This is a genomic window from Streptomyces sp. NPDC007808 (assembly GCF_042868655.1).
Lineage (GTDB): Bacteria > Actinomycetota > Actinomycetes > Streptomycetales > Streptomycetaceae > Streptomyces.
In genome coordinates this window covers 467,077-486,018 of record NZ_JBIAEQ010000008.1, presented here as the reverse complement: position 1 = coordinate 486,018, position 18,942 = coordinate 467,077, and the positions used below count along the sequence as shown (strand labels likewise).

General features: G+C 72.0%; 16 protein-coding genes. 12 read left to right on the top strand and 4 right to left on the bottom strand.

Annotation, left to right across the window (positions count from 1 at the left end; translation table 11 throughout):
* The first annotated feature begins 434 nt into the window (after positions 1–434).
* Positions 435–2,240 (top strand): S8 family serine peptidase, encoded by a 1,806-nt coding sequence (locus tag ACFYNL_RS30485; RefSeq protein WP_388808798.1) that lies wholly within the window; start codon positions 435–437, stop codon positions 2,238–2,240.
* Between the two features lie 174 nt (positions 2,241–2,414).
* Here the strand turns inward: ACFYNL_RS30485 and ACFYNL_RS30480 are convergent, their stop codons facing one another.
* On the bottom strand, positions 2,415–3,092 hold the full coding sequence (locus ACFYNL_RS30480; RefSeq protein WP_388808795.1) for a ScbR family autoregulator-binding transcription factor: 678 nt from the start codon (positions 3,090–3,092) through the stop codon (positions 2,415–2,417).
* 181 nt (positions 3,093–3,273) lie between these two features.
* Between ACFYNL_RS30480 and ACFYNL_RS30475 the strand changes: the two genes are divergently transcribed.
* The 3 genes from ACFYNL_RS30475 to ACFYNL_RS30465 all read left to right on the top strand — a co-directional run bounded on the left by ACFYNL_RS30475 (position 3,274) and on the right by ACFYNL_RS30465 (position 6,143).
* The gene (locus ACFYNL_RS30475) at positions 3,274–4,215 is read left to right on the top strand and encodes a ScbA/BarX family gamma-butyrolactone biosynthesis protein (protein WP_388808793.1); all 942 of its coding nucleotides are present in this window, start codon (positions 3,274–3,276) and stop codon (positions 4,213–4,215) included.
* A 72-nt stretch (positions 4,216–4,287) separates the two neighbouring features.
* The gene (locus ACFYNL_RS30470) at positions 4,288–4,950 is read left to right on the top strand and encodes a ScbR family autoregulator-binding transcription factor (protein WP_388808792.1); all 663 of its coding nucleotides are present in this window, start codon (positions 4,288–4,290) and stop codon (positions 4,948–4,950) included.
* A 5-nt stretch (positions 4,951–4,955) separates the two neighbouring features.
* Complete coding sequence (locus ACFYNL_RS30465; protein WP_388808789.1) at positions 4,956–6,143, top strand: damage-control phosphatase ARMT1 family protein; 1,188 nt, start codon at positions 4,956–4,958, stop codon at positions 6,141–6,143.
* 24 nt (positions 6,144–6,167) lie between these two features.
* Here the strand turns inward: ACFYNL_RS30465 and ACFYNL_RS30460 are convergent, their stop codons facing one another.
* Positions 6,168–7,469, bottom strand: a complete 1,302-nt coding sequence (locus ACFYNL_RS30460) for a cytochrome P450 (RefSeq protein ID WP_388808786.1) — start codon at positions 7,467–7,469, stop codon at positions 6,168–6,170.
* Positions 7,466–8,260, bottom strand: coding sequence for an alpha/beta fold hydrolase (locus tag ACFYNL_RS30455; protein ID WP_388808784.1), 795 nt, complete (start codon positions 8,258–8,260; stop codon positions 7,466–7,468). The genes ACFYNL_RS30460 and ACFYNL_RS30455 overlap by 4 nt, the downstream gene beginning before the upstream one ends.
* Positions 8,261–8,497: 237 nt before the next feature.
* Between ACFYNL_RS30455 and cyc2 the strand changes: the two genes are divergently transcribed.
* The 5 genes from cyc2 to ACFYNL_RS30430 all read left to right on the top strand — a co-directional run bounded on the left by cyc2 (position 8,498) and on the right by ACFYNL_RS30430 (position 14,443).
* Entirely contained in the window at positions 8,498–10,657 is a 2,160-nt protein-coding gene (gene cyc2 / locus ACFYNL_RS30450) for a germacradienol/geosmin synthase Cyc2 (protein WP_388808781.1), read from the top strand.
* Between the two features lie 254 nt (positions 10,658–10,911).
* Positions 10,912–11,508 carry a PDZ domain-containing protein gene (locus ACFYNL_RS30445; RefSeq protein ID WP_388808779.1) on the top strand — a complete coding sequence of 199 codons (597 nt, stop codon included), beginning with the start codon at positions 10,912–10,914 and terminating at the stop codon, positions 11,506–11,508.
* A gap of 72 nt (positions 11,509–11,580) precedes the next feature.
* Positions 11,581–12,210, top strand: a complete 630-nt coding sequence (locus tag ACFYNL_RS30440) for a LysE family translocator (RefSeq protein ID WP_388808776.1) — start codon at positions 11,581–11,583, stop codon at positions 12,208–12,210.
* Between the two features lie 108 nt (positions 12,211–12,318).
* Positions 12,319–13,446 (top strand): aminopeptidase P family protein, encoded by a 1,128-nt coding sequence (locus tag ACFYNL_RS30435; protein ID WP_388808773.1) that lies wholly within the window; start codon positions 12,319–12,321, stop codon positions 13,444–13,446.
* 61 nt (positions 13,447–13,507) lie between these two features.
* Positions 13,508–14,443: an aminoglycoside phosphotransferase family protein gene (locus ACFYNL_RS30430; protein WP_388808770.1), complete on the top strand. Its 936-nt coding sequence runs from the start codon at positions 13,508–13,510 to the stop codon at positions 14,441–14,443.
* A gap of 37 nt (positions 14,444–14,480) precedes the next feature.
* Here ACFYNL_RS30430 and treZ read toward each other — a convergent pair whose 3' ends face one another.
* Positions 14,481–16,235, bottom strand: coding sequence for a malto-oligosyltrehalose trehalohydrolase (gene treZ, locus ACFYNL_RS30425; RefSeq protein ID WP_388808767.1), 1,755 nt, complete (start codon positions 16,233–16,235; stop codon positions 14,481–14,483).
* A gap of 184 nt (positions 16,236–16,419) precedes the next feature.
* Here treZ and ACFYNL_RS30420 point away from each other — a divergent pair, with 184 nt between their 5' ends.
* The 3 genes from ACFYNL_RS30420 to ACFYNL_RS30410 all read left to right on the top strand — a co-directional run bounded on the left by ACFYNL_RS30420 (position 16,420) and on the right by ACFYNL_RS30410 (position 18,925).
* On the top strand, positions 16,420–16,971 hold the full coding sequence (locus tag ACFYNL_RS30420) for an FHA domain-containing protein (RefSeq protein ID WP_388808765.1): 552 nt from the start codon (positions 16,420–16,422) through the stop codon (positions 16,969–16,971).
* 140 nt (positions 16,972–17,111) lie between these two features.
* Positions 17,112–18,482 (top strand): M14 family zinc carboxypeptidase, encoded by a 1,371-nt coding sequence (locus tag ACFYNL_RS30415; protein ID WP_388808762.1) that lies wholly within the window; start codon positions 17,112–17,114, stop codon positions 18,480–18,482.
* Positions 18,479–18,925 (top strand): SSI family serine proteinase inhibitor, encoded by a 447-nt coding sequence (locus ACFYNL_RS30410; protein ID WP_388808760.1) that lies wholly within the window; start codon positions 18,479–18,481, stop codon positions 18,923–18,925. Before ACFYNL_RS30415 ends, ACFYNL_RS30410 begins: the two co-directional genes overlap by 4 nt.
* Positions 18,926–18,942: the final 17 nt, after the last annotated feature.

Sequence of the window (18,942 nt, the reverse complement as noted above, 5' to 3'; positions counted from 1 at the left end):
GGCCCGGCGCGTTCACCACGCGACGAGCCGGGTGAAGTCCGGTATAACCGGTCAACCCTTCGTCGTAGAGGGTGGTTTTCCAGCCGGATCGAGGGTTTCCCCTGTATCCCGCTGACCTTCTCTTTGCCTATCGTTCGACCACAGCCAACCCACGGGTAACCCCCAACGGGTCAGGTTCGCGCCAGGCCGGCCGCCGCGCCCCCGCACTTCGTATGGCCCCCACCCGCCCTGGGCGGGGTCCGACCGCTCCCGCCTGCCCGGCGACGTCTGGCACGCACGCTCGCCCCACAGACGCCGCCGAGCCCGCCCTTCGGACGGACGGGAACGGCCGGACACCACCCGGTGGCGGCACCCCCCTCCGCTTCGAGGACGAAGCGACATCGACCGCCGCTCCGCTCTGCACCGGAGTACGGCCGGCTACGAAAGGCAAGCCCTTGCGTACCTCCCCATCCTCCAGACGGAAGCTGATATCCGTCGCCGCGGCCTCCGCCGCCCTCCTCACCGCCGCCACCACGGTCGCCGTGGCCCAGGAGACCGCTCCCCAGGAAGCCGCCTCCGTCCCGGCGGCACAGACCGAGGCCGCTCCCGGCGCCCCGGCCGAGCGCCTGATCGTCGGCTACAAGTCCCAGGCCGCCGAGGCCAAGTCGAACAAGGCCGCGGAGGCCGACGCCGCGGCCAAGGGCAAGGAGGCCGGCGAGGACCTCGACTTCCGGCGCCGCCTCGGCTCCGGCGCCGCCCTCGTCGACCTGGGCGAGAACCTCACCAAGGCGGACGTCGCCGATGTCGTCGCCGAGTACCAGGCCGACCCGCAGGTCGCCTACGTCGTACCGGACCGGCTGAACAAGCCGCTGGCCACGCCCAACGACACCGAGTACACCAAGCAGTGGGACCTGTTCGAGACCACGGCGGGCATGCGGGTGCCGGGCGCCTGGGACGTCGCGACCGGCACCGGCGTGACCGTGGCCGTCATCGACACCGGTTACGTCAGCCACTCCGACCTCGCCGCCAACATGGTCGCGGGCTACGACTTCATCTCCGACGCCACGGTCGGCAACGACGGCGACGGCCGCGACAGCAACCCGGCCGACCCCGGCGACTGGACCGCCGCGAACGAGTGCCAGTCGGGCGACCCCGCCTCCACGTCCTCCTGGCACGGCACCCACGTCGCGGGCACCATCGCCGCCGCCACCAACAACAGCAAGGGCGTCGCCGGCATCGCGTACGGCGCGAAGATCTCCCCGCTGCGTGTGCTCGGCAAGTGCGGCGGCTACGACTCCGACATCGTCGACGCCATCACCTGGGCGTCCGGCGGCACCGTCTCCGGGGTCCCGGCGAACACCAACGTCGCCAAGGTCATCAACATGAGCCTCGGTGGTGGCGGCGCGTGCTCCGCCGCGACCCAGAGCGCCATCAACGCCGCCGTGAACCGCGGCACCACGGTCGTCGTCGCGGCGGGCAACAGCAACGCCAACGCCGCCAACTACTCGCCGGCCAGCTGCAACAACGTCATCAGCGTCGCCGCCTCCGACCGCCAGGGGAACCGCTCCTACTACTCCAACTACGGCACGGTCGTCGACATCGCCGCCCCCGGCGGAGAGACCAACTCCGTCACCACGAACGGCATCCTGTCCACGCTGAACTCCGGCGCACAGGGCCCGTCCTCCGAGAACTACGACTACTACCAGGGCACCAGCATGGCCGCCCCGCACGTCGCGGGCCTCGCCGCGCTGATGAAGTCGGCCAACGCGTCCCTGACCCCGGCGCAGATCGAGTCGGCGATCAAGACCAACGCCCGGGCGCTGCCCGGGACCTGCTCGGGCGGCTGCGGTGCGGGCCTGGCGGACGCGGCCAAGACGGTGCAGGCGGTGAGCGGCTCCGGCGGCTCCACGGGGGGCACCACCTTCGCCAGCACGTCCGCCGTCTCCATCCCGGACAACGGCTCCGCCGTCGAGTCCCCGATCACCGTCAGCGGCCGCAGCGGCAACGCCCCGTCGGCGCTCCAGGTCGGCGTGGACATCACCCACACCTACCGTGGGGACCTGGTCATCGACCTCGTCGCCCCGGACGGAACGAGCTTCCGTCTGAAGGCCGCCAGCTCCTCGGACTCCGCGGACAACGTGATCACCACCTACTCCGTGAACGCCTCCGCCGAGAGCGCCAACGGCACCTGGAAGCTGCGGGTCCAGGACACCGCGGCCCAGGACACGGGCAGGATCAACAGCTGGAAGCTGACCTTCTGAGAGGAAGGTGAGCGCGTGCCCTGAGCGGGCGCGCACCACAGACGGGCGGGCCGGCCGGTGCGGATGGGGCATCGGCCGGCCCGTCATGCTTTCGCCGGCCGAACGCCACCGAACCCGTCATGCTTTCGCCGGCCGAACGCCACCGAAACCGACTTCCCGGTCGGTCCCGCGTGCTCAGCGCGCCGACAGACGCATCCCCGCCCGTACGCCGTCCCCGGCTTCCAGCGCGGCCAGCACCCGGGCGCCGCGGTCGGGCTCCCGGTCGATGGCGGTCAGCATGCCCGGCACCGCGATGCTCGGCAGGAAGTGTCCCCACAACACCGAGATACGCTGCGCCAGATCGCTCCGGTCGGTCAGCGCCCGCGACATCAGCTGCACTCCGGCGAACGCGCCGACCAGCAGCTCCACCGTCTGCCTGGGATCGACGCTCGGCAGCAACTCACCCTGCGCAGCAGCCTGTTCGAGCACCTCGGTCAGATGGTCCGCCCACTGCCGAAACGGTCCGGCATGGTCGACACCGGGCGGCGCGCTCTGGTCCACCGCCAGTCGCACACTGCCCTTGAGCAGCGGGTTGTCGAGCAGTCGCTGCCCGAACACGAAGGTGATGTCGACGAGTTCCTGTAGTTTGCAGGGCTGCGCAGGGACCGCGCCGAGCGAGAGCTGCTCGTCCAGTACGGCCTGGGCCAGGGATTCCTTGGAGGGGAAGTGGAAGTACAGGGCCCCTTTGGTCACTTCGGCCCGCTCCAGGACCATCGCGATGGTGGTCGCGGTGTACCCGTGTTCGTCGAAGACCGCGCCCGCGGCCTCCAGGATCAGCCTTCGCGTTCTGATGGCGCGCTCCTGCATCGCCACAACAGCCCCTCCGCCGCGCTGAGTCGACCAGGGTGCGCGGCGTGCGCCGGAGCGGTTTCGGGCACGGCCGGGCGACCCGAGGCCGCATTGAAAACAAACCGGTCGCCTCGTACTCTATCGCTCGCGGCACGGGAACCTCGCCGTCTGTCAACGCACACACGGGGGACCCAAGGAGGGGGACATGCCTCACTCGCAGCAGCTCGCCACGGCCCTGCTGGCCGACCCTGCGACCGGGGTGGAAGACCTGACCGCCACCGTACCGCGCCAGTTGGTGCATCGCGCCTCGGTGGCCGAAACCCTGCTCGTGGGGGCAGCCCGCGACGGCACCGACCGGTACACGGTCTTCGCCCAGTGGCCGCGCGCTCATCAGTTACACGTGTCGCCGGACCGGTCGGCCTACGAACCGCTGCTCGTCGCGGAGACGGTCCGCCAGTGCGGCGCACTGCTCGCCCACACCGCGTACGGCGTCCCGCTCGACCATCGGTTCGTGCTCAAGGAACTGTCCCTGACCACCCGTCCCGAACGACTGGCCGTCGGCGCCGCCCCCGCCGAAGCCGTCCTGCACATCACCGTCTCCGACTTCGAACATCGCGGCGGCCGCCTGGCCGGGTTCGGCTACGACGCCGACATACGGCTCGACGGAGAGCGCGTGGCGACCGCGCGCATAGTCACCACCTGGACGAGCGCGGCCGTGTACCGCCGGCTGCGCGGCGGCCGTACCGCGGACACGGTGGCCGCGCTGCCCGTGCCGCCCGGACTGCCGCCCGCCGCGGTCGACCGCGCCCTGCCCGCGGACGTCGTCCTCGCCCCGACCGGCCGAACCGACCGCTGGCAGTTGCGTGTCGATACCGCCCACGCTGTTTTCTTCGACCATCCGCTCGACCACGTGCCCGGCATGCTCCTCCTGGAGGCGGTGCGCCAGGCGATACGGGCCCGCGGCCCGCACGACCGCCGGGCACCTGTCTCGTTCCGTTCCTTCTTCCACCAGTACGCCGAACTCGACCGGCCCACCTGGATCGAGGCGGCCGACAGGCCGGGAGCGCGTGGCACCGAGACCCAAGTCGTGGGACGACAAGGGGGATCGACGGTCTTCGAGTGTGTCGTCGGAACCGGAGGGGAGTGAGTTATCGTGTACAGGGAGTAAAAAACAAACGGCATGACCCGTTCTTTTCAGTCCCCCAGGAGTGTCCAGCCGATGGTGAGGCAGTTACGCGCCGAACAGACCCGCACCACGATCCTCACAGCCGCCGCCGAACTGTTCGACCGCCAGGGCTATGAGTGCACCAGCCTCAGCGACATAGTCGAGCAGGCCCAAGTGACCAAGGGTGCCCTGTACTTCCACTTCGCGGCCAAGGAGGACCTCGCCCAGGCCATCATGGAACTGCAGGCCAGGGCGTCGCGGCAGGTGGCGAGCGAGATGGACGTCAAGGGCCACTCCTGCCTGGAGAGCCTGATACGCACGACGTTCGGCATCACCCGTCTCTCCGTCGAGGGCCCGATCCCCCGGGCCGGTCTGCGCCTGGCCATCGGGGGAGTGGCGATACGACCGCCCCTGCGGCACCCCTACCTCGAACTCCTGGACCTCACCACCCGCAAACTCCTGGGCGCCGCCAAGGAGTCCGACATCCATCCCGACGTCGACATCGAGGCCGCAGCCCACTCCCTGGTCTGCTTCTTCGTCGGCACCCGCGTCGTGGGCCGCTCCCTCGAACCCGTCGCACGCCAGCCCCGCAGAGTGGCCGAGATGTGGCACATCACGATCCGCGGCCTGGTCCCGGTACCCCGCCGACCGCGCTACCTCGCGCTCGCGACACAGCTGGAGCGCGAGATCGGCCGTGTGACGCCCGCGATACCGTGAGCCGTATGCCCGACAGGCCCCACACCCCGATCGCGCCCGTACTCCTCGGCGACGAGCCCGGCTCGTTCCCGCACGGCGTCCTCGCCGAACGCCATCCCGCGATCATCCGGCAGGTACGGGAGTCCTTCCCCTACGGCCCCGAGCAGCAGCGCGCGCTGGACGCACTGCTCGCGAGCTGCGCCGAGGGCGTCATCGAACCGCTCCCCGCCGACGCGCACGACCATGACCGCTGGCAGGCCTGGGGCGCCGACGCCCACACCGGCCGGTCCTGGTTCGACGTACCGTGGCTGTGGTCGGAGAGCTACTTCTACCGCCGACTCCTCCAGGCCGTCGGCTACTTCACCGCCGGTCCCTGGCAGGGCATCGACCCCTTCCGGCCCGCCAAGCTGGCCGAACTCGACGCCCCGGAGACGGATCGGGAACTGGCCGCCCTCGACGCTCTGGACGGCCGCCCGGCCGACGAGCAGGACCGGGCGCTGCTGCACGGCTCCCTGTGGGGCAACCGCGCGGACCTCGGCTTCCGGTTGTCGGCCACGCACGGCGCGACCTCCTCGGACAGCCCGCCGCTGGTCGCCGACGACAGCGCGTCCCTGTGGTCCCTGCTCCCGCCCTCGGGCGCGGCCACCCTGTGCCTGATCGCCGACAACGCGGGCCGCGAACTCGTCCCCGACCTTCTCCTCATCGCGCGTCTCCTCGCCCAGGGGCGCGTCGGACGAGCGATCCTGCACGTCAAGCCGTACCCCTACTACGTCTCCGACGCCACGCACGCCGACGTCCTCGACGCCCTGCGTCGGCTGACGGCGGCTCAGGGGGCCGCCGCGACATACGGCCGTGTCCTGTGGTCGGCCATGACCGACGGCCGTCTCACCGTCCGCGCCCATCCCTTCTCCAGCGCCCCGCTGCCGTTCGCGGCGATGCCCGACGACCTGCGCGAGGACATCGCCTCCGCCACCCTGACCGTCGTCAAGGGCGACCTCAACTACCGCCGCCTCGTCGGTGACCGGCGCTGGCCGCCGACCACGCCGTTCGCCGAGGTCACCGCCTATTTCCCGGGCCCGGTCGCCGCCCTGCGCACCCTGAAGTCCGATGTGATCACCGGACTGGACGCGGGCACGGAGGCGGCACTGGTCGAGGCGGAGGGGCAGAAATGGCGGACCGGCGGGACGCATGCCCTGATCCAGGTGCGGACGTGACGACCGCACACACCCGCCCCTACGTCACATCAGCCGCACGGGCAGCGACTTCAGACCGTTGATGAAGTTCGACACCAACCGCTCGGGAGACCCGGCGAGCCGCAGGACCGGCAGCGCCCGCAGAACCTCCCGGTAGAGGACGCCCAGCTGCAGCCGGGCGAAGTGGGCGCCCAGGCAGACGTGCGGGCCGTCCCCGAAGGAGACATGCGGATTCGGGCTGCGGGACGGGTCCAGCCGGTCCGGGGCGGCGAAGACACGCTCGTCGCGATTGGCGGAGGCGTGGAAGACGACGACCTTGTCCCCGGCGCGGATCCGCCGGCCCGCCAGCACGGTGTCGTACGCGGCGGTGCGGCGGAAGGTGAGGGCCGGCGGATGCCAGCGCAGCAACTCCTCCACCGCCGGGTCGAGTTCCATTTCCCCGGCGCGCAGCCGCGCGTACACCTGCGGACGCTCGGCCAGGGCCAGCAGGCCACCCGGCGCGGCGCTGCGGACGGTGTCGTTGCCCGCGACCGTGAGCAGGAAGAAGAACATCTCCAGCTCGGGGCCGCCGAGTTCGGCGGCCGGGGTGCGGCCCGGTTCGGACGAAGCTGGCGAACGGGAGTGCGCGAGGACGGTCATGACGTCGTCGCCGGGGAACCGCTTCTTGTGCGCGGCCAGTTGGCGCGCGTAGTCGAACATGTCCCGCAGCATCGCGGGTGAACGAGGATTGACGGGCCTGCCCAGCGCGTCGAGTACGGGGGAGCCCGCCTCGTCGGGGTCCTGGTAGCCGATGACCCGCTGCGTCCAGTGCAGCAGCAGTCCGCGGTCGGCCTCCGGCACGCCCAGCAGGTCGGCCAGGTTGAGCAGGGCGTAGTCGTCGGTCACGGCGGTGACCAGGTCGACGGTGCCGTCCGTGGCGCGAGCGGTGTCCACGGCTCGGGCGAGGAGCGAACGCGCCCGCCGCTGCGCGATCCGGGCGAAGCGCTCGACCCGGCCGGGAGTGAAGGCCCGGCTGATCAGCCGTCTCGACCGGCCGTGGTCCGGCGGGTCCTGGTTGAGCATCATGCGCCGGATGAACCGCAGGTCGTCCGGGTCCGGGTCGCGGATCTGGGTCGCGCCGAGGTACGAGGAGTACGTGGTGGAGTCCTTGAGCACCCGCACCACATCCGCGTGCCGGGTGACCGCCCAGAACCCCGGCCCGCCCGGCCATCCCAGCACCTCGGGCTCCTCCTGCCGGGCCACGGGGTGGTGGTCGCGCAGGACGCGATAGGCGTCGTAGGGCACGCCGCTGGCGTAACGCCGGGGGTCGAAGACGTCGGGGACCGCGGGAGCGTCGTGGACGCTCACTGCTCGCCCCCGGCGCCGGCCGCGTCGTCCGCGCGCAGGAAGTCCTCGATCACCCGGATCAGCTCCAGCGGTGTCTCGTCCATCGCGTAGTGGCCCGCGGCGGGCAGTTCACACAGCTCGGCCCGGGGGTACCAGGTCATCCATGTGTGGCGCAGCAGATCGGCCGAGAGAGCGGGGTCCAAGGCGCCGGCGACGGCGAGCGCGGGTACCGGGGAGCCCTCGACCCGGCCGTGGAAGTCCTCCGTGGCCCATGAGTCCAACCAGGCTCGGAACGCCTTCTGGTCGCTGACCGCGAGCGAACGGGCGACCATGCGGTCGAGCCAGGCGGCGGGGCGGCGGCCACCCGTGGTGACGTCGATGATGGCGCGCCGGTTCTCCGGCTTGTGCGCGGCGTCCGCGAACAGCTCCCACTGCTCCGGCGGCAGCGCCAGCCCCGACGCCGGCACCGGTGACACCCCGACCAGCCTGCGCAGCCGGTGCGGGGCGACCGCGAGGAGGCGCTGCCCGACGGCACCGCCCATGGAGTGCCCGACCACCGAGAACCGCCCCCAGCCGAGCCGGTCGGCCAGCTCCACCAGGTCGAGAGCGGCTTCGGCGGTGGTGCAGGCACCGGCCGCGTCCTTGGCGCCGCCGTAGCCGCGCAGATCGACGAGGACGTAGGTGAAGTCCGTACGGTCGAGGTCGGGGAGGACGGCGGCGTACGCGGACCGGTCGGCGAACCAGCCGTGCACGGCGAACACCTTGTGGGCGCCCTCACCGTGCACCTCGTGCGGAAGCGAGAAGGAGGTCATGCGACCAAGGTGGCGTACTTCGGTGCGGACCGACAGATTGACGTGTGCCGGGCGGGTGTGCAGGCGAGCCCCGCTCGGGCGGAGCTCGAAAGGTTCGCGTGCGGAAAGTCCGCGTGCGCGGGGCAGGAACGCCACAAGGCCCGTTGGGAACTCCCGGGTTCACCGGTGATTCACGCGATGGTGTGATCATGTCCCGGGCCGTGGATGCCCGTCGAGGGCCGGGGGTAGGGCCCGGCCATGACGCAGCAGCCCTTCGAACTCCCGCACTTCTACATGCCGTATCCCGCGCGGCTGAACCCTCACGTCGACGAGGCACGCGCCCATTCGGCCGCGTGGGCGCGCGAGATGGGCATGCTGGAGGGGTCCGGGGTCTGGGAGCAGGCCGACCTGGACGCGCACGACTACGGACTGCTGTGCGCCTACACCCACCCCGACTGCGACGGCCCCGCCCTCTCCCTCATCACCGACTGGTACGTGTGGGTCTTCTTCTTCGACGACCACTTCCTGGAGCTCTTCAAGCGCACCCAGGACCGCGTCGGCGGCAGGGCCCACCTGGACAGGCTGCCCCTGTTCATGCCGATGGACCTGTCGACTCCGATGCCGGAACCGCAGAACCCGGTCGAGGCGGGCCTGGCCGACCTGTGGACGCGCACGGTGCCCTCGATGTCGGTCGACTGGCGCCGTCGCTTCGCCGTCGCCACCGAGCACCTCCTCAACGAGTCGCTGTGGGAGCTGTCCAACATCAACGAGGGGCGCATCGCCAACCCCGTCGAGTACATCGAGATGCGCCGCAAGGTGGGCGGCGCCCCCTGGTCGTCCGGGCTCGTGGAGTACGCCACGGCCGAAGTGCCCGCCTCGGTCGCCGAGTCCAGGCCGCTCAGGGTTCTGATGGAGACGTTCTCGGACGCCGTGCACCTGCGCAACGACCTGTTCTCCTACCAGCGCGAGGTCGAGGACGAAGGCGAACTCAGCAACGGCGTGCTGGTTCTGGAGACCTTCTTCGGCTGCACCACCCAGGAAGCCGCCGACACCGTCAACGACGTCCTCACCTCCCGCCTCCACCAGTTCGAGCACACCGCGCTCACGGAAGTCCCGGCCGTCGCACTGGAGAAGGGGCTGACCCCCCAGGAGGTCGCCGCCGTCGCGGCCTACACCCAGGGGCTGCAGGACTGGCAGTCCGGCGGCCACGAGTGGCACATGCGCTCCAGCCGGTACATGAACGGCCGAGCCGAACCCACCGCGCCCTGGCGGGCCCTGACCGGCCCCGGCACCTCCGCGGCCGATGTCGGCGCCCTGCTTGCGGCGGCCGGTGCCGAACGGCTGCGCGCCTATACGCATGTGCCGTTCCAGAAGGTGGGCCCGTCGATCCTGCCCGAGTTCCACATGCCCTTCCAGGTGGAACTCAGCCCGCATCTGAACGAGGCCCGCGGCCGTCTGACCGAATGGTCGCACCGCATGGGCATCCTCCAGGAGTGCGTCTGGGACGAGGACAAGCTCGCCGCCTACGACCTCCCGCTGTGCGCGGCCGGCCTCGACCCGGACGCCACACCCGAGGAACTCGACCTCAGCTCGCAGTGGCTGGCCTGGGGCACCTACGGCGACGACTACTACCCGCTCGTCTACGGCCACCGCCGCGACCTGGCCGCCGCCCGGCTGACCACACAGCGCCTCTCGGCCTGCATGCCCCTCACCGGCGAGGAGGCCGTCGTCCCGGTCAACGCCATGGAACGCGGACTCGCCGACCTGTGGGCGCGCACCACGGCGGCCATGTCCCAGGAGCACCGGCGCTTCCTGAAGGACGCGGTCGACACCATGACGGAGAGCTGGGTGTGGGAGCTGTCCAACCAACTCCAGAACCGCATCCCCGACCCGGTCGACTACCTGGAGATGCGCCGCGCCACCTTCGGCTCCGACCTCACCCTGAGCCTGTGCCGGATGGGCCACGGCCCCGCCGTCCCGCCGGAGGTGTACCGCAGCGGCCCGGTGCGCTCCCTGGAGAACGCCGCCATCGACTACGCCTGCCTCCTCAACGACGTCTTCTCGTACCAGAAGGAGATCGAGTACGAGGGGGAGATCCACAACGCCATCCTCGTCGTGCAGAACTTCTTCGGCATCGACTACCCGACCGCCCTGCGTGTGGTCCACGACCTGATGACCCAGCGCATGCAGCAGTTCGAGCACGTGGCAGCGCATGAACTGCCCATCATGTACGAGGACTTCGGGCTCTCGGACGAGGCCCGGGAGATCATGGGGAACTACGTCACCGACCTTCAGAACTGGTTGTCCGGCATCCTGAACTGGCACCGGGAGGTCGACCGCTACAAGGCCCCGTACCTGGCCCGCCGGGCCCACGGCTTCCTGCCGGACCGCCCGCCCGCCGTACCTGCCCTCCGCTGAGCCCTCGCACCCGCGCGGCGGTCTCCTCGCCCAGCCACCCGCGCGCCGCGAACGGCGGCCGCGGGTTCCGGCACGGCCTGACCCGGCTGCCCCGCCGGGCGGCCATCGAGGTGCCCCGGGGCGTCCGAGGCCGCACGCTCGCGGTACCGGTCACGCAGCCGAGGGCCGCGCACCGGACCGCGCCGGTCAGTCTCACTCGATCGTGGCTCGTTGCGCACCGCTGCGCAGGGTAGTCACCAGCCGGAGGCGATCGGATGGAACAGACTGCGTTGCGACCCAAGCCCATGCCAGGTCAGCTGCCAGGTCAGCGGCCCGACGACGACACCGGCGCCGGCCCCGGCGCACCCCGCCCGCACACCGTGCCCCGCCGGCGCTGCCGACGGCTCACCGCCGTCCTCGCGGCCCTGCTCCTCGGCCTGGTCCTGCTCCTGTCCGGGATCGGACTCGGCACCGCAGGGGCGACCTTGATCGGAATGAGCCGGCTCGCCGAGCTGCAGCGGCAGACCGGGCCCACGGTCCCCGTGAGCCCGACCGCCTCGGCACCAACCGGCTCCCCGACCTCGCCACCCCCGGCACCGGCGCCCGCCGTCGCGACCCTCGGCGTGGAGGCCGTGGACGACGAGAAGCCCGGCGCCCGACTCGTCGGCGTCCACGTCCCCGGCCCCGGCTACGCGGCCGGCCTGATCCGAGGCGACGTGATCCTCGCGTTCGGCAGGACCCGCATCGACACGGCCGCGGACCTCGCGCGAGCGGTCGCCGAGGCCCGTCCGGGCCGCCGGGCCGTGCTGACCGTGCGCCACCGCAGCGGCGGCTACCAGCAGCTGACGGTGGTCCCGGGCGTCGTCGTCTGAGCCGCGCCCCCGCGCACGACGAGCCGGCGAAAAACACTGGTCACGTTCGGCGGGCAGGGTCACCATGACCCCATGCCGACCACTCTCCTCGCCTTCCTGGGGGCCTGCACCCTCGTCGCCGCCTCCCCCGGCCCCAGCACCGTGCTGATCATCAAGCAGTCACTGCACAGCAGGCGCTCCGGATTCCTGACCGTGCTGGGCAACGAGACCGGCGTCTTCGTCTGGGGCGTCCTCGCCGCCTTCGGCCTGACCGCCCTGCTGACCGCATCCCAGGTGGCCTACGACGTGATGCGGTTCGTCGGCGCGGTCGTGCTCGTCGGCTTCGGCGTCCAGGCACTGCGCCAGGCGCGCCGCGCCAAGCGGGACGGGGGCTCGGACGACGTCGCCCGGGAGGGCACCCACAAGAGCGGCTGGGCCTCCTACCGCGGCGGGCTGCTGCTGAACCTGGCCAATCCCAAGGCCGCCGTCTTCGCCATGTCCTTCCTCCCGCAGTTCGTGCCGGAGGGAGCCCCACACCTGCCCACCATGGTCGGCCTCGCCGCGCTCTGGGCGGTCTACGAGGTCGGCTACTACGGCCTGTACGTGTGGTTCGTCGGCCGGATGAAGAACGTGCTGTCCCGCGCGGGCGTGCGCAGGCGCCTGGAACAGGTCTCCGGCGGCGTGATGCTGCTCCTCGGTGTCCGCATGGCCCTGGAGAGCTGACGCCGTACGAGGTCTGCCACCCGAAAGACCCGTCGACCGGCTCGCGCCGCCCCCTCCGTCCGGGCAGGATGCTGCCCGTAGTCCTTATCAGCGCCCAGGGAGGCCCGGATGACCGGCACCGCACCCGCGCCCTTCACCGCCGACGACTACGGGGCCCGTATGGAACGTGCCGCACGGACGGCCGCGGACGCCGGACTGGCCGGCCTCCTCGTGGCACCGGGCCCGGACCTCGTATGGCTCACCGGTTACGCGCCCCCCGCCGAGACCGAACGCCTCACCCTGCTGGTCCTCGTCCCCGGCCAGGACCCCGTCCTCGTCGTGCCCGCCCTGGAGGCCCCCGACGCCGCCAAGGCCACCGGCGCCCCAGGTCTGACCCTGCGCGACTGGACCGACGGCCAGGACCCCTACGCCACCACCGCCGACCTCCTCGACGCGAGCGGCCGGTTCGGCATCAGCGACAACGCCTGGGCCATGCACCTGCTGGCCCTGCAGAAGGCGCTGCCCCGCACCTCCTACGCCTCCCTCACCGACGCCCTGCCGATGCTGCGGGCCGTCAAGGACGCCGCCGAACTGGAGCTGCTGGCGGCGGCGGGAGCGGCTGCCGACGCGGCGTTCGAGGAGATCCGGAAGGTTCCCTTCGGCGGCCGGCGCGAATCGCAGGTCGCCGCCGACCTGGCCGACCTGCTGCGCCGGTTCGGCCACTCCCAGGTCGACTTCACCATCGTCGCCTCCGGCCCCAACGGTGCCGATCCGCACCACGAGGTCGGCGACCGCGTGATCGAACGCGGTGACATGGTCGTCCTCGACTTCGGCGGCCTGAAGGACGGCTACGGCTCCGACACCTCCCGCACGGTGCACGTCGGGGAACCCACCGACGAGGAACGCCGGGTCCACGACCTCGTGCGCCAGGCCCAGGAGGCCGGCTACCGGGCGGTACGGCCCGGCGTCGCCTGCCAGGACGTCGACCGGGCCGCCCGCGCGGTCATCACGGACGCCGGGTACGGCGAGTACTTCATCCACCGCACCGGGCACGGCATCGGCGTCACCACGCACGAGCCGCCGTACATGATCGAGGGCGAGGAGCAGCCCCTGGTGCCCGGCATGTGCTTCTCCGTGGAGCCCGGCATCTACCTGCCCGGCCGTTTCGGAGTGCGCATCGAGGACATCGTGACCGTCACCGAGGACGGTGGCCGACGGCTCAACGACACGACCCGGGAGATGGTCATAGTGGACTGACCCGGCGACCGATCCCGGCGCAAGGAGCCCCCGTAGACCCCCGAGCGACAACGGCGCGACCATGACCCAGGCACCGACACCCACCGCGGACACCGTCCGCCGACTGGTTCGTTCCCTGCTCAAGGAGGGCGCGTCCCACTCGGCCGGACCCGAGGTCCGCCCCGCCGCGCCGGGCGCCGAACCCGCCACCTGGCTGGTCGGCACCCGCCATGTGCTGCGCCTCGCCCCCCACCGCGAGGCCGCCGCCCGCCAGCGCCGCGAACTGCGCCTGCGCGATCTCGTCCGCCCGTACGTCCCGGTCGCCGTCCCGACGAGCGTCGCGCACGGGGAGTGGGCGCCCGGCCTCACCTACACGCTGGACACCAAGGTGCCCGGCGGGTCCGGCGGGGAGCAGGACGTCTCCGCCGTCGGCGAGGCCGACCTGGCCGGACTGCTCACCGGGCTGCGCGAGGTGCCGGTACGGCAGGCCGAGATGCTGGGCGTGCCCCGCGCCGCCCCGCGCTCCCTCGACACCCTGCGCCGGGCCGCCGAGAACGCCGCCGGGCGCCTCACCGCCGCCGACGAGTTCGACGCCACCCGCCTGCGCCAGCTGACCCAGCAGGCCGCCGTACAGCTCGCCGCCCAGCCCGGCGCCGCGATCCTCGTCCACCACGCCCTCACCGGGGACCACCTCGTCGTCAGCGCCGACGGCCGGGTGCGCGGTGTCCTCGGCTGGGCCGACAGCGTCCTCGGCGACCCCGCCGAGGACATCGCCGGCCTCGCGCTCGCCGTCGGCTCCCCGGCCGCGGTCCGCGCCGCCACCCTCGCCGGCTACGGCGCCCGCCCCTGCCTGCGCGGCCTCTGGCTGGCCCGCTGCGACGCGGTCCTTCGCCTCGCCGACCGTCTCGACGGCGAGGGCGGGACACCACTCCCGCTGCTGCGGGCACAGCTCCGGCACGCGTGGGAGGCGATCCTGCTGGAGCGGGTGACGGAGTTCCGGGACGACGAAACCCCCTAGGGCTGTTTCGACGGTCGAACTCCCTCCGGTGGGCGGCTCACCCCTGCAGCAGCACCACGCCCGACTCCCCGGGCACATGCAGCACCCCGTCCGCGCCCGGTGCCTCCACGGGCTCCCAGGCGGCCAGTACGGTGGCCTGCCGGGGCCCCAGCGGGATCGCGGCGGGCTCCTTGGACAGGTTCACGGCCACGCGTACGTCACCGCGCCGGAAGGCGAGCCACCGTCCGCGCTCGTCGTAGGCCACCTTGGTGTCGGCCAGGTCGGGATCCGTCAGGTCGGGATGCTCGTGACGCAGGGCGAGAAGGAGCCGGTACCAGGCCAGCACGCGCGCGTGGGGCTCCCTTTCGAGCTCGGACCAGTCCAGGCAGGAGCGTTCCCTGGTCGCCGGGTCCTGCGGGTCGGGCACGTCCTCCTCCGCCCAGCCGTGCGCCGCGAACTCACGGCGCCTGCCCCTGCGTACCGCCTCGGCGAGCTCCGGATCGGTGTGGTCGGTGAAGAACTGCCAGGGCGTGCCCGCCGCCCACTCCTCGCCCATGAACAGCATCGGCGTGAACGGCGCGGTCAGCGTGAGGGTGGCCGCGCAGGCCAGCAGGCCGGGGGAGCCGGGCAGGAGGGCGGCCGCGAGCCGGTCGCCCTGGGCCCGGTTGCCCACCTGGTCGTGGGTCTGGCTGTAGCCGAGGAGACGGTGCCCCGCCACGCGCGTACGGTCCAAGGGGCGCCCGTGGCTGCGGCCCCGGAAGCTGGAGTACGTGCCGTCGTGGAAGTAGCCGCCGGTCAGAGTCTTGGCGAGGGCTGCCATGGGGGCGCGGGCGAAGTCGGCGTAGTAGCCCTGCGACTCCCCGGTCAGCGCCGTGTGCAGGGCATGGTGGAAGTCGTCGTTCCACTGGGCGTGCAGCCCCAGGCCGCCCTCGTCGCGCGAGGTGATCAGGCGAGGGTCGTTGAGATCGGACTCGGCGATCAGGAACAGCGGTCGGCCGACGTCGGCGGAGAAGGCGTCGACGGCCGTCGACAGTTCCTCCAGGAAGTGGCACGCGCGCGTGTCCACCAGCGCGTGCACCGCGTCCAGGCGCAGCCCGTCCAGCCGGTAGTCCCGCAGCCAGGCCAGCGCGCTCTCCACGAGGTACGTGCGCACCTCGTCCGAGCCCGGCGCGTCCAGGTTGACGGCGGAACCCCAGGGCGTGTGATGCGTGTCCGTGAGATAGGGACCGAAGGCGGGCAGGTGGTTGCCGGACGGGCCGAAGTGGTTGTGCACCACGTCGAGGATCACGCCCAGGCCCAGCTCGTGCGCCCGGTCGACAAAGCGTTTCAGCGCCTCCGGGCCGCCGTACGGCTCGTGCACGGCCCACAGCGAGACCCCCTCGTAGCCCCAGCCGTGCCGGCCGGGGAAGGGGGTCAGCGGCATCAACTCGACATGGGTCACGCCCAGTTCCACGAGATGTCCGAGCCGCTCGGCGGCCGCGTCCAGCGTGCCCTCGCGCGTGTACGTGCCCACATGCAGCTCGTACAGCACCGCGCCCGGCAGCGGTCGCCCGACCCATTCGCTCCGCCACGCGTACCGTCCGTGGTCCACGACCGCGCTCAGCCCGTCCGGTCCGTCCGGCTGCCGGCGGGAGCGCGGGTCGGGCCGTACGGGTCCGTCGTCCAGCGAGAAGCCGTACCGCGTCCCGTCCCTCGCCTCTGCCTCCCCCCACCACCATCCGGCGCGATCCGGATCGCGCTCCAACGCGCGCGTGACGCCCTCGCAATGCAGCGTCACACGGCCGGCCTGCGGTGCCCACACCTCGAACTGCACGGACGGTTCCCCTTCGTCTGCTCACCGTGATGTAGCGCGTCCATGGTGCTCCAAACGAGATCGATCCGCTTTTGAATCCTCCCTTTCGCGGCGGGTGTCGTGGCTCGTCCGCCCCTCACGCGCGCGTGGCGGCCGTTTCCCCGTTTTCTGGACAGCTCGGGTTCACTGACCGACAATCAGCACCGTGACGTCGTCCTTCGAGTTCAACACGTACCCCGCGCGGCTCTCCGACGCGGAGCGCGACAAGGCGCTGAAGGTGCTCCGTGACGGCGTCGCCATGGGCCGGCTGTCGCACGACACGTTCGTGCGGCGTATGGAACTCGCCCTGGCCGCCCGCCGCGTCGACGAGCTCGCGGTGCTCACCGCCGACCTGCCCGTCGAGAGCCGCATGTCGCGCGTGGTGTTCGGCACCGTCGAAGCGATCTCCGGCTTCACCGTACGGCTGCGCCGGGCATGGCAGGCCGAGCGGCTGCCCAAACTGCTGCTGCCCCACCCGGGGACCGGTCATCCGCTGCGTATCGGCCGGGACCCCGCCAACGGGCTGCGACTGACCCACGAGACGGTGTCCCGGGTGCACGCCGAACTGAGCCATCAGGCCGGCCTGTGGGTGCTGCGCGACCTGGGCTCCACCAACGGCACCACGGTGAACGGACGGCGGGTCGTCGGCGCCGTCGTGGTACGCGAGGGCGACCAGGTCGGCTTCGGCCGGATGTCGTTCCGCCTCGCCGCGCACTGAGCCGAACCTCGGCTCCAGGCCTTGGCTTTACCCGAGGCGCCGGGTCACATCCCTTTGACCCTCTGCGGTGTTGACGTACCCGTCAAGTCGTGACTGACTGTGCGTACACCATGCACACCAGGTGAATCGACGGCACCACATTGTGGAGGTGTGCCCTGCCGCCACTCCTCCGCTACCCGACCGTCGACGAGCTGGGCGCCCGCGCGGCCGCGCTCGTCGCCCGCCGACCCCGTGACGCGCGGCTGCGCCGCGTGGGGACGTCCCGCGCCGGCACCCCCCTGTGGCTGCTGTCCGTCGGGCACGGCAGCCGCCAGGCCCTCGTGGTGGCGGGCCCGCACGCCAACGAACCGGTCGGCGGTGCCACCGTGCTGCGGCTGGCCGAACGCGTCCTGGCCGACCCGCGCCTGCACGAGGGCGCCGACGCCACCTGGAACCTGCTGCTGTGCCTGGACCCCGACGGCCTGCGCCGCAACGAGGGCTGGCTGCACGGGCCCTACGCGCTCGGCGGCTACTTCCGGAACTTCTTCCGGCCCGGCTTTCTGGAACAGCCCGAATGGCTGCCCGACGGCGCCGACGCCGTCACCTTGCCGGAGACCCGCGCCCTGCTCGAACTGCAGGACGAACTGCGGCCCTTCCTTCAGTGCTCCCTGCACGGCGTCGACGTCGGCGGCGGCTTCGTCGAGCTGACCCACGACCTGCCCGGCCTCGCCCGGCGCGTGGCACACGCCGCCGCCCGCCTGGGCATACCGCGCGAACTCGGCCCGTACGACACCCTGTACTGGCCGGAACTGGGACCCGCCGTCTACCGGATCCCGATCCCGCGCCGGGGCGATCTGGCCGCCGCCATCACCGAGGCGGCCGTCGAGTCGACCTGGTTCCACCCGCACCGGCACGGCACCGTCACGGCGGTCGTCGAAGCCCCCATGTGGGGCGTGCCCGCGGTGGAGGACGGTGCCGCGCACGCCGATGAGGAAACGGTCCTGCGCAGGGTGAGCCACACCCTGCGCCACGACGCCCGGGTCCTGAACCGGCTGCTGGAGCGCCTGCGTCCGCACCTCCCCGCCGAGTCGGAGACGGCCCGGCTGCTCGCCCCGGTCGACGACTATTTACTGGTCTGCCCCGGGCTCGCCGACACCTGGGACCCCGACGTCCCGGTCCTCGTCGGAACCCGTCCCCTTCCCCCGCTCAGCACCGCCCACCTGGCCGCCCTGCGCATCGCCGGGCGCCGCCTGGCCCTGCGCACGGCCGGACTGCTGCACCAGCTCGTCACGGGCGCCGGGCGGGACCCGGCCGGGGTGCTGCCGGAACTGGACCGGCTCCTCGACGAGTGGTGCGAGGACTACCGCGACGGCTGTGGGGCACGCTGGATCCCCGTCGCACGCCAGGTGGAGTACCAGTCGCGGGTCGTGCTCGCCACGTTCGAACTCGCCGGGCGGTACGCGCCCGCGTGCTCCCGTTCGGGTGAGTCGGGCTGGAATGCCGGGGCCGCCGTGCCGATGCATCGGGAATGACGCAACGCATCACCTCCGCATCGGGAACGCCCCGACACATCGCAGCGCTACGAGGCGGTCTGCTCGCCGCGGCCGCCACCGCCCTCGCTCTCGGTACGGCCCCGCCCCAGGCGGCGGCCCAGAACCACGACACCGGCAACTGGCTCTTCGTATCGGTCGCCCAAGGAGAGGGCCGCCACGCCGAGACGCCCGGCCGGCTGCTGCTCTGCGACCCGCCGCAAGGCCATCGGAAGGCGGCCGAAGCCTGCGCGGACCTCGACAAGGTCGGCGGCGACATCCGCCGGCTGGAGCGCAAGGACGCCTTCTGCCCGATGATCTACGCGCCGGTCACCGCCCACGCGCGCGGGGAATGGAACGGACACCCGATCGAATACCACGAGACGTTCTCCAACGGGTGCGGGATGGCGGCCCGCACGGGCGCCGTGTTCGCCGTGGACGGCTGACACCGACGACCTGCGGC